The organism is Arthrobacter sp. BF1 (genome assembly GCF_056680215.1).
Genome location: NZ_CM155271.1, coordinates 2526947 through 2538476, shown reverse-complemented (window position 1 = coordinate 2538476; position 11530 = coordinate 2526947). Strand labels below are relative to the sequence as shown.

Here is an 11530-nt window from a genome sequence, read left to right as displayed (position 1 = left end):
GTTGTCCGCAGGGCCGTGACGTCGGTGCTGCCTCCCCACCGTCTGCACCGGTGATGGATTTAGCATTGGCTGGAACCGGTCCTAAGACCCGTGAGAGACCGCCAAGCTAAGCCGCACAAAACAACCCTGTTGCTGCGATATTAGGCATGACATAAATAGGCAACAAGGAGATTGGCGCGCCTGCAACGAAGTCTGTGGAAACCCGCAGGACGAATCAGGGGGTCCGCAGCGTCCGGCCGCCGTAGTGCTTGGCCAGCTTCGCGAGACCTTCGTCCAGTGTGACGGCCGGGGTCCAGTTGAGGAGCTCGCGGGTCTCGCGCTGATCGAACCAGTGGGCGGTGGAGAGCTGCTCGGCGAGGAATCTGGTCATCGGCGGCTCTTCCTGCAGGGCGGCACGGACCCAGACCTTCTCCACTACCGATCCCGCCGCACGGGCAAACCTGCCCGGTACCCGCCACGATGGCGCGGGCACGCCGCCTGCGGCACAAATGCCGGCCAGCAGCTCACCAACCGGGCGGGGTTCGCCGTTGCTGACCACGAGCGCCCGGCCATGGACGTGGTCCATGCGGTGCAGCCCGGCGACGATGGCCGAGGCGGCATTGTCCACGTAGGTGGTGTCGATCAGGGCGGCACCGGCGTCGAGCAGCGGCAGGCGGCCGCGGCCGGCACGCTCGAGTACCCGTTCCACTAACTGCGTGTCCCCGGGGCCCCAAACGATGTGCGGGCGCACCGCCGCGACCCGGAATTCAGGCGAGTCGGCAGCCAGTGCCAGGAGTTCGGCAGCCGCTTTCGTGCGGGAGTAGTCGCCGTGGGCGCGGGCGGGATCTGCCGGCTCGGCACCCAGTCCGGCGATGGCGGCCCCGGAGTTGGCCACGGAGGGGGAGGAGACGAACACCAGGTCCCGCACACCTGCCTCGCGGGCCGCACGCAGCAGGCGGCGTGTCCCTTCGACATTTACGTCATCGAAGTCAGCGGCGTGGCCGGTGAAGGAGACCTTCGCGGCGAGGTGGATGACGCCCTCGGCGCCGGCAACGGCGCGGCGGACGGCGTCGTCGTCGGTAATGGACCCCGCAAGGTCCGTGGCGCCGTCGACGCCTGCGGCACGGCGCTGGAACGTCGTAACGGTGTGGCCCTGCTTCACCAGCAACCGGGCTACCTCACGTCCGAGCAGGCCGCTCGCGCCGGTGACGAGAACCCTCACGGCATGCCCGGACGGCCGCCGGCCAAAACGCGGGACGCCCACCGGGACAGGCGGGTCCTGTCAATCTTGGCGTTGTGGCGGATATCTGTCGGCTGGGAGGGGACAGCGAGCACGGCGGAGACGCTGACTCCGGCAAGGCGCGCAGCGTTCCGTACACGCCCGGCGAGTTGCGGCGCGGCAGGACCGGTCCGGCGTGCGGGAGGAAGGGTCTCAACGACGGCGACGACGGCCTGCGTCCCGGGGGGACCGACACCCACGACCGCGGCCAGCCCTACGTCGTCCAGGCGTTCGATGGCCTGCTCGGCGCCGACCGGTGTCACCACGGAACCCGGCGCCGTCACAACGTGCGCGAGGCGGCCCTCAACCCAGAGCCGGCCCGCGGCATCAAAGTGCCCGACGTCGCCGGTGCGGTGCCAGCCGGCCGTGCGGACGCTCTCCCGCTGGGTCAGCCAGAGCCTGTCGTAGGCGTCCTTCACATGCGGGGCGCTGACGAGGATTTCGCCGGTTACCCCCGCATCGGTGACGGGGTGGTTCCCCGGGGCGGTCCCGTTTGCGGCGAGGGGGATCAGGGCCACGCGCGCGCCGTGCACTGGCAGGCCCACACACACGCCGTTGCCGGCCCCGGCCACGGTCCCGGCGTCGGCATCCGCCTGCGCAGTGCGGATTTGTTCCAGGCTGATGTCGGTGACAGGCAGCGCTTCGGTCATCCCGTAAGGGGTGTGCAGGGAGGCCCGCGGCAGCAGCCGCTGCGCCTCCATGAGGAGGGGCTCCGGGACGGGCGCGCCGGCAGAGAGCAGCAGTTCCACGCGCTCCAATGCCTGGTGGCCGGCACGGCCCAAGCCATTCTTGGTGCTGAGCACGTTGCGCAGGGCCGCGGGTGAGGCGAAGACTACCGTGGCATCAACGGCAGCGGCCGCGTCTGCCAACGCGTTGGCCGTCAGGGTGCGGGGCGCGGTGACATCCATGGCGGGCGTCACCGAAACGGCTCCCAGTGCCGGACCCAGGAGGGCAAACGGCGCGAAGGCCGCCACCAGGCGTGCGCCCGGACGGATGCCCAGCGTGGCCGCCACGGTATCCCGCAAGGCCACCAGCTGCCGGTGGGTGTAGAGCACGCCTTTGGCGGGCCCGGTGGAGCCGGAGGTGAAGAGCACGGCCGCGGGCGCGTCGGGGCCCGGAGCCGCTGCCGGATCCGGAGCGTTCGACGGCGGTTCGTCGCTGGCGCTGTCCGTGCGGCGGGTGAGGGCGGCGAGCGAGGTCTCGACGCCGAGGAGCCGGCGGCGGGCGGCGGGCAATTCCCGCACGCTGATGCGCCGTCCCGGCCAGCCGAGCACCGAGGCAGCTGCCAGGGCCTTGTCGATTCCGATCAGGAAATCCGGGGTGGCACCCTTCACGGCACGGCTCAGGCCGCGTGTTCCGAGGCCCGCGTCGGCCACAACCACCACCGCACCGATCCGCAGGCAGGCGTAGAGGACCACGGTCAGATCCACACCGGGCGGAACCATGAGGCTGACCCTGTTGCCGGGCCGTACGCCGAGGTGGAGCAAGCCCGCCGCGAGGGCGGCAATGTTCTGTTCCAGTGTCCGCCAGTTGAGCGAACGGGAGACGCTACCGTCGGCGGCCATTTCCGCGACGGCGGTGTCCCCGCCGTTGGGTCCTGCCGCCAGTTCGGTGAGCGGCGCCCACAGAGGCGGAACGCCGGCATCTAGCCGGTGCGTGTCCGCCTCGTCGCGGGCACCGGTCATGACGCCCGTCCGTCGAACACCGGATGCGGTGTCCCGGCCGCGTTCGGCCAGCCATTCGAAGACGGGGGCGGCGATGTCGCGGTCTTCGGCAACGAGATGGCCGGCACCTTCGAAGCGGTGCACCTTCGCGTGTGGCAGCCGGCCGATGAGGTCCTTGAGGTAGCGGTCGGAAAAGATCGGGTCCCGCGGGCCCCACAGCATCAGGGCCGGAACCGTCAGCCCGGGCAGCCCTTCGGCGACGCGGCTGAGTGCCGGGTAGCTGGGATGGGACGGGTCCGCAGGAATGTCGGCGACAAAGTTTCCCACGCCGGCGCGGCGGTCGGCGCTGCGGTAGGGGGCCATGAAGGCGCCGCGTATGTCCGCGGCCAGCGGCGGGTGGGCCAGGGCATGGGTCACCCGCAGGAAGGCGTCCGACGTCGTTGTTCCCCAGCGGTGTACGGCGGGGTGAAGGGCCAGCCGCAGCGCCGGTGGGATGGGAGAACCGGCGGGCTGGTGGACGGCGGTGTTGGTCAGCACCACCCCGGCTAGCTGCTCCGGGTGCGCCAGGGCCCAGCCGAGGCTGATGACGCCGCCCCAGTCATGGCCGACGGTGACCACCGGCCCGTCGAGTTTCAGGGCGGCGGTGAGATCGCCCAGGTCGTTGATGCGGTCTTCCAGGCGCCGGAACGTGCCGGTGCGCTCGGAGAAGCCCATATCCAGCTGGTCTACCGCCACCACGCGCCACGGATGGGCGGGGTCAGCTCCGGCGGCCAGCAGGGTGCGCCAAAGGAAAGACCACGTCGGGTTGCCGTGTACGCACAACAGGGTGCCGGCAGGAACCAGGCCAAGGCGTGAGAGCTGTGGACCGTTATCGAGCAGGTGCCAGCTTCGCACGGCTCCGGGTTCATCCGCGGCGGAGGTGGACGCCACCTGGATTTCCCGGGACCATTCGGGGTCGACGCCGGGCCAGTCGGCGGCTACCACTCGATTTCCAGCAAGGCGGTGTTAAGGCCGGAACCGACGCCCATGCAGAGTACCCGGTCCCCGGTCCCGAGGGTCTGGGCTTCGGCGGCAAGGGTCATGGGGAGTGAGGCCGGCCCCACGTTGCCCCAGTGGGGGAACGTGATGGGGACCTTTGCCGGATCCAGGCCGATTGCGTCGATGATGGCCTGCGTGTAGGCGTTGCTCACCTGATGTGTGACGTAGCGGTCCATCGCGGCCCAGTCCCACTCCGGCTGGGCCTCGTGCCAGGCGTCGACTACCAACTGCAGGCCGCCGTCGAGCAGGCCCTTGGTGTCGGTGGCCATGCCGTCTATGCCGCCCACGCACAGCTCATGGTGCTCGGTACCGGCGCGCATCACGCCCCCGACGATCCGGTGGGCCCCCGGGTGCTGGTCCGCCGGGCCCAAAACGGCCGCGGCGGCTCCGGAACCCAGGGTGAGCGTGGCGAACTCACGGCCAAAGTCCTCGCGGGTGGTCTCCGGCCGCTGCAGCCGGGCGAGGGTGGCCTCCTGTGTGGCCTGGGCGTCTTCACCGTTAACGATCATCGCGTACTTGATCTGGCCGGAGTCGATCATGTTGGCCGCCAGCGTCAGGCCGTTGACGAAGCCGAGGCATGCGTTGGCGAGGTCGAAGTTCATGGCCGACGACGGCAGGCTGAGTCCGTGGTGGATCTTTACGGCCACTGACGGTTCGAGGCTGCGCCGCGTGACAGAGGTGTTGATCAGCAAACCCACCTCCGACGCTTCGACCCCGGACTCGGCCAGGGCCTTCGCGCCGGCCTCGATTGCGGCGTCGTCGAACGATGTACCCGGCGCCCACCAGCGCCGGTGGGTGATGCCTGCGACCCGTTCGAGCAGCCGTGGGGGAAACTTCAAGCGACGCAGGGTGGGGGCCAGCCGCCGGTCGAAATCGGCGGAACTGACGATCTTCGGAGCTTCGACGCTACTCACCGACAGCAAGGCGGTGTTGTTGTGCCGGAATGTTGCATTCCCTGTCAAAATAAAGCCCCTCATTCGTGTCTGCCTGCGCTCCAGCGGCTGACCGCACCATCGAGCACCAGCCCAAGTGCTTAACTATGCCGGGTCCGGGACAATTCCTGCACATGCAGCCGACGGTGGCCTCGGCGCCTTCGCACGGATCTGCGCAGAAATGTCTTAGCCCCGCAGTAGATTGTATGTAGCAGGGGCCGTCCCCCCGATACCCGTGCCCAGCCCGCCAAGCAGGAGACCCGAAACACCTTGCATCTCAAGAGCCTCACCGTCCGGGGATTCAAGTCGTTCGCGTCGGCCACCACGTTTGACTTTGAGCCCGGAGTCACGGCCGTGGTGGGACCGAACGGCTCCGGGAAGTCCAATGTGGTGGACGCCCTGTCCTGGGTGATGGGGGAGCAGGGGGCCAAGACGTTGCGCGGCGGCAAGATGGAGGACGTCATTTTTGCCGGGACGTCCGGCCGTGCGCCGCTGGGCAGGGCCCACGTCTCCTTGACCATAGACAACACTGACGGGGCTCTGCCCATTGAATACAGCGAAGTTACCATCTCCCGGACCTTGTTCCGCTCCGGAGGATCCGAATACGCCATCAACGGGGCCGGCTGCCGCCTGCTCGACATCCAGGAACTGCTCTCCGACTCCGGGCTGGGCCGGGAGATGCACGTCATTGTGGGTCAGGGGCAGCTGGACAAAATCCTGCACGCAACCCCTGAGGACCGCCGGGGTTTCATCGAAGAAGCCGCCGGAATCCTGAAACACCGCCGCCGCAAGGAAAAAACCGTGCGAAAGCTTGAGGCCATGCAGGCAAACCTGCAACGCCTGAACGATCTCACCGGCGAGATCAGGCGCCAGCTGACGCCGCTCGGCAAGCAGGCCGACGTGGCGCGCCGTGCCCAGCGGGTCCAGTTCGATGTCCGGGACGCACGCGCGCGGCTATTGGCCGATGATCTGGTCCGGGAGCAAAATTCCCTGGCACAGGACGTCGCGGACGAGGCAGCCCTGAAAGCCCGCAGGACCGCCGTAGAGCAGGAACTGGAGGTCGGCCGCCGGCAGCAGGCCGCCATCGAACAACTCGCTGCAGAGGCCACGCCAAGGCTCAACGAGGCGCGGGACACGTGGTACCGGCTGAACGCGGCGCGGGAGCGCCTCCGCTCCCTTGGCTCCCTGGCCCAGGAACGCGGCCGGCTTCTCGGCGCGGTTGACGCTGAACCGTATTCGGGCAGGGACCCGGAGCAGTTGGAGCGGCAGGCCGCCCGGGTCCGGGACGAACTGACAGAGCTCGAGCGCCACATCCTCGATCGGCGCAGCGCGCTGGAGTCAGCCACCGCCGCCAAGTCGGAGGCTGAACGGGCCGCGGCCGCCGAGGATAAACGGCTCACTGCAGTCCTCCGCGCCGCAGCGGACCGCCGCGAAGGGCTCGCGAAGCTGGCCGGCCAGGTTGGCGCGGCCAGGTCGCGGGTCGAGTCTGCCCAGGCTGAACTGGGCAGGCTCCGCGAGTCACTAGCAGCCGGGCAGGACCGCCGCAGTAAGGCCCAGTCCGAGTTCACTGCCCTCGAAAACCAGGTAGCGGGCGTTGAGGAAGGCGAGGAGACCCTCGACGCCGACTACGAGGACGCCAGCGCCGAACTCGACGCCGTGGTCCAGGAGATTGCCGGGCTGACGTCCGCGGGACGGGAAGCTGTCCGCGAACGCGACGCGCTGGTGGCCCGGCGTGATGCCCTGCAGCTTGGACTCAACCGCAAGGACGGAGCGGCCCACGTGCTCGGCTCCGGCCTCGACGGCGTTGCAGGCCCGCTCGCAGCGGCGCTCGCCGTTGAACCGGGCTACGAAACGGCCATCGCGGCCGCGCTTGGCGATGCTTCCGAGGCAATTGTGGTCCGGGATCCCGCGGTGGCGGCCACGGTGGTGCAGTTGCTGAAGGACGATGACGCCGGCCGCGCCGCCCTGCTGCTGGAATCGGCCGCACCTCTGGCGCACCCCAACCCCACGACGGCGGGTTCGTTGCCTGCTGGTGCCCGCTGGGCTTTTGACCTGGTCACCGCTGGTGAGGGCTACGGGCCGGCGGTGGCGGCGCTGCTGGCAGGAGCCGCCGTCGTCGACGATCTTGCGGACGCCTGCACGCTGGTCGCTGACCGGCCGGACCTGACTGCGGTGACCACGGCAGGCGACATTCTGACGGCGCTGACCGTCACCGGGGGATCCGCGAAGGCGCCGTCGCTGCTCGAGGTGCAGGCCGCCGTCGACGACGCCGAAACCCGCCTCGCCGCTGTCACCGCAGATCTTGAGCGGAACCGGTTCGCCCTCGCCGGTGCCGAAGCAAGGCGCACCAAGGCGCAAGCCAGGGCCGACGCTGCCCTGGACAGGCTCCATGACTCGGACGCCCGGCTGGCGGCCGTCGCCGAACGGCTGGGGCACCTGAACTCAATCCTGCGCAGCGCCGTCGGCGAAAGCGAGAGGCTGGCCGCTTCACTGGCCAAGGCTGAAGCGAACGTGCGGACCGAGGAGGAGGCGCTTGCAGCCATCGCCGCCCGGTTGGCTGCGGCCCAGGAAGCGCCCGCCGAGGAGGAACCGTCCACGGAACAGCGCGATGCCCTGGCCCGGGAAGCGTCCCTGGCCCGGTCCGCCGAGATGGAGGCGCGCCTCTCGCTCCGCAGCACCGAAGAACAACTGGCAGCCACCCGGAACCGGGCCGTCTCGCTCGAACGTGCGGCCGCCACCGAACGCAAGGCCCGGGAAGAGGCCGCGGAAAGGGCACGCCGCCGGCGGCTGCAGGCGCGGCGTGCGGCCGCAGTGTCGGCAGGCGTGGAACTTGCCATCCGGTTCATCGACGTATCCGTGGAACTGGCGCGTGAGGAACGCGATCTCGCCGAGGAGAACCGGGAGCAGCGGGACGGTGAGCTCCAGTCGATCAGAACGGGCAACGATTCGCTCGCCCGCGAACTGGCGGTGCTGACTGATTCGGTCCACCGGGACGAGCTGGCCCGCGCCCAGCAGCGGGCACGCATCGAAGCCTTGGAAACCCGCTCCATCGACGAACTTGGCATCACCCCGGACGTGCTCCTGGCTGACTACGGCCCCGACGTTCCCGTACCGGTCCCGGCGGAGGAAAAAGGCGACAAATGGGCCGCCCTCCGCGCACCCGTGGATGAGGCCGGCGCGGCGATCATCGAAGGCAAGCCGTTTGTCCGGGACGAACAGGAGAGGCGCCTCCGCAAGGCAGAACGGGACCTGTCTGCACTGGGGAAGGTCAATCCCTTGGCGCTGGAGGAATTTGCGGCGCTTGAGGAGCGGCACCAGTTCCTCAGCACCCAACTCGAGGACCTCAGGTCCAGCCGCAAGGACCTGCTGGACATCATCAAGGAAGTGGACGACCGGGTGCAGCGGGTCTTTGCCGAGGCCTTTGAAGACACCCAGGCACAGTTCGTCCGCGTCTTTGGCCGGCTCTTCCCGGGCGGCGAAGGCCGCCTGATCCTGACCGACCCGTCAGACATGCTCACCACGGGCATCGAGGTGGAGGCGCGGCCGGCCGGCAAGAAGATCAAGCGGCTCTCACTGCTCTCCGGCGGGGAACGGTCGCTCACCGCAGTGGCCCTGCTGGTGGCCATCTTCAAGGCCCGGCCGTCGCCGTTCTACGTAATGGATGAAGTGGAGGCCGCGCTCGACGACACCAACCTTGGCCGGCTCATCACCATCTTCGAGGAACTCCGGGAATCCAGTCAGCTGATCGTGATCACCCACCAGAAGCGCACCATGGAAGTCGCCGACGCACTCTATGGCGTCACCATGCGGGGCGACGGAGTGTCCACCGTCATCAGCCAGCGACTCGGAGTGGACGTCTAGATCGGTGCCGGTTGCGGCCGCAAGCGCCTGCCGCCTTTGTGAGAAGCTAGGGGAGTGAATGACATCCTCCCCATTATTCTGTCCATTGTTGCTGCCCTGGTGGTTATCGGCGGGCTGATTCCGGTCCTGATGAAGACGCGGAAAAATATCAACCAGTACCCGGGAACGCGTGACGCCAATGACCCCGTCGGTGGCGGGGGAACGCTGCTGGAGGACGCCCCCGTGGTCCCGGCGGAGCGGCAGGCTCCGGCCGGCGTCGACCTCGAAGACCTTGAAATCACCGACGTACCGGACGACGCGGCAGGCCTCGAAACCATCCGCGTGGAGACTCCCCTGCCGGTGGCCGGCCGCCTCACCCGCCTCCGTGAGCGCCTGGTCCGGTCCAACAACATCCTGGGCAAGGGCCTGCTCGCCCTGCTCTCCAGTGACAAGATCGACGAAGACGTCTGGGACGAAGTTGAGGAAACCCTCCTGCTGGCAGACCTGGGGACCGAACCCACCATGCAGCTGGTTGACGCCCTCCGGGAACGGGTGAAGGTCCTCGGCACCAGGACCCCCGAACAGGTCAAGGAATTGCTCCGCGAGGAACTCATCAAGCTCGTGGATCCCACCATGGACCGCAGCCTCAATACTCAGCGGCACGGGGACAAGCCGGCCATCGTGCTGGTGGTGGGCGTCAACGGCGTGGGCAAAACCACTACGGTGGGCAAGCTCGCCCGCGTGCTTGTGGCCGAGGACAAGGATGTCCTGCTGGGCGCGGCGGACACCTTCCGCGCTGCCGCGGCCGAGCAGCTGGCCACGTGGGGACAGCGCGTGGGCGTTCCCACGGTGAAGTCCGACGTCGACGGCGCGGACCCTGCCTCAGTCGCCTATGAGGCGGTCAAGGCAGGCATTGACCAGGAAGTCGACGTTGTCATGATCGACACCGCGGGCCGCCTGCAGAACAAGACCGGCCTGATGGACGAACTCGGCAAGGTCAAGCGTGTCATCGAGAAGCTCGCCGAGGTGGACGAGGTACTGCTGGTCCTGGATGCCACCACCGGCCAGAACGGCCTCAACCAGGCCCGGGTCTTCGCCGAGGTCGTGAACATCACCGGCATCGTCCTCACCAAGCTGGATGGCACGGCCAAGGGCGGCATCGTGGTTGCCATCCAGAAGTCGCTGGGCGTGCCGGTCAAGCTCATCGGGCTCGGCGAGGGCGCCGATGACCTGGCTCCCTTTGACGCCGAGGCCTTTGTGGACGCCCTGCTCAACTAAGGGCTGGGCCCGTCGAGGGGTGGGATCCCGCCGCTAAGCGCACGCTTTAGCGCTGGGATCTCACCCCTCGATGCGTTTAAGGGGTTCGCGTGTGACCGACCAGCAGGCGGCTGCTACCACCAGGACGCCGCCGGTGACGCCAAACGCCCAGCCGTACCCCAGCCGATCCGCGAGGAATCCCACCAGAACCGGCCCGGCAATCGCTCCGATGTCTGAGGTCATCTGGTAGGCAGCCAGGACCTTCCCGCCGGACCGCTCGCTCCCGATAACGTCGGCCACGGCGGCCTGCTGAGCCGGCCCCAGGAGGCCCGAGCCCACTCCGGCCACGGCGGAGGCAGTCAGGAACCAGCCGAGCTCCGAGGTGAAGCCGATGGCGGCCGTGGCCACCCCGGCCACAGCGAGTCCAGCGATCATCATCGGCTTCCGGCCCAGGCTGTCGGCCAGCCGTCCGGAAAATGTCAGTGCGGCCGCGTTGCCGCCGGCAAACACGGCCAGGGCCAGGCCCGCGGTTTCAGGGCCTGCCCCCAGCGCGGCAACAGCAAAGAGCGGGACGGTGGCCATCCGCACCCCGAATGTTGCCCAGCCATTGGCGAAGCTCGACACCAGCACCGAGCGGTAGGCACCCACTCCGAGGGCGTCGCCAAAACGCATGGCCGGGGCCCGGTCGCCGGCAGACCGCGCTGAGGACGGTGTGTGGCTGAGCTGGGTCTGCACCACGATGGCAGCAAGGACAAGTGCCGCGGCGTAGCAAAGGAATGGCACCCGCAGCCCGAACCCGGCCAGCAGGCCGCCGACCACCGGTCCCAGGACGCTGCCGACCAGGAAAGCGGAGGCGTAAGCGCCGGACACCCGTCCGCGGCTCTCAGGCGGTGCCAGTCGGACCACAAGCGCCATCGAAGCCACGGTGAACATCACCGAACCCACTCCGCCGAGGCCGCGGAAGATCAGGAGCTGCCAGTAGTTCTGGGCGAACGCACAGGCCGCCGTCGAGACTGCCACGATCAGCAGGCCGGACACATAAACGGGCCGTTCGCCGAGGCGGCCAATGAGGGCGCCCCCGGCCGGGGCGAACACCAGCCGCATGAAGGCAAAGATGCTCACGATCACCGCGGCGGCCGTCGCCCCGACGTCGAATGTGGTGGCAAATTGCGGCAGGACGGGCGCAACGAGTCCGAAACCGAGGGCGATCAGGAAGGCGGCGGCGAGCATCACCTTCACGTCGCGCGGGAGTGCGGGCCGGTCCGGCCGGATGACGGCGAAAATCCTTGAGGTGGCGCGGCTCACAGGGTGGCTGCCGTCATGATACTGGTTTCCTTGCAGGGCATAGGGCCAGGGGCCGGTGGAAGTGGTGAAACATAACCGTAACAAGACAGATATGCACCATTTACTTCCTAGAGGTTGTTGTAACAAACCAGCAATGAAATACCTCAGCGGTAGAAACACGGCGCAGACAAACTCTTTTCAGGACGCAAAAGGCGTTGGCAGGCGGAACATATCCGCAGCATCGATAAGAGGGAGGA

6 protein-coding genes are annotated in these 11530 nt (G+C 68.3%); 2 read left to right on the top strand and 4 right to left on the bottom strand.

From position 1 onward, the window contains the following. Positions 1–214: 214 nt before the first annotated feature. The 3 genes from AC1MCD_RS11920 to AC1MCD_RS11910 are packed head-to-tail and all read right to left on the bottom strand — an operon-like array spanning position 215 to position 4922. Positions 215–1201, bottom strand: a complete 987-nt coding sequence (locus AC1MCD_RS11920) for an NAD-dependent epimerase/dehydratase family protein (protein WP_498672173.1) — start codon at positions 1199–1201, stop codon at positions 215–217. Beyond that, a complete protein-coding gene (locus AC1MCD_RS11915) occupies positions 1198–3906 on the bottom strand; it encodes an alpha/beta fold hydrolase (protein ID WP_498672171.1) in 2709 nt (902 codons plus the stop codon). Before AC1MCD_RS11915 ends, AC1MCD_RS11920 begins: the two co-directional genes overlap by 4 nt. After that, the gene (locus AC1MCD_RS11910; RefSeq protein ID WP_498672170.1) at positions 3900–4922 is read right to left on the bottom strand and encodes a 3-oxoacyl-ACP synthase III; all 1023 of its coding nucleotides are present in this window, start codon (positions 4920–4922) and stop codon (positions 3900–3902) included. Before AC1MCD_RS11910 ends, AC1MCD_RS11915 begins: the two co-directional genes overlap by 7 nt. A gap of 240 nt (positions 4923–5162) precedes the next feature. Here AC1MCD_RS11910 and smc point away from each other — a divergent pair, with 240 nt between their 5' ends. Next, the gene (gene smc / locus AC1MCD_RS11905; RefSeq protein ID WP_498672168.1) at positions 5163–8753 is read left to right on the top strand and encodes a chromosome segregation protein SMC; all 3591 of its coding nucleotides are present in this window, start codon (positions 5163–5165) and stop codon (positions 8751–8753) included. Positions 8754–8807: 54 nt separating this feature from the next. Then, positions 8808–10010, top strand: a complete 1203-nt coding sequence (gene ftsY / locus AC1MCD_RS11900) for a signal recognition particle-docking protein FtsY (RefSeq protein ID WP_498672166.1) — start codon at positions 8808–8810, stop codon at positions 10008–10010. A gap of 60 nt (positions 10011–10070) precedes the next feature. On the opposite strand, the gene AC1MCD_RS11895 is transcribed toward ftsY, so the two are convergent. Next, positions 10071–11219 carry an MFS transporter gene (locus AC1MCD_RS11895; protein ID WP_498678310.1) on the bottom strand — a complete coding sequence of 383 codons (1149 nt, stop codon included), beginning with the start codon at positions 11217–11219 and terminating at the stop codon, positions 10071–10073. Positions 11220–11530: the final 311 nt, after the last annotated feature.

Bases quoted from the DNA above. Each gene is read 5' to 3' on its own strand.
- AC1MCD_RS11895 (WP_498678310.1), bottom strand. From the start codon at position 11,219: ATGCTCGCCGCCGCCTTCCTGATCGCCCTCGGTTTCGGACTCGTTGCG.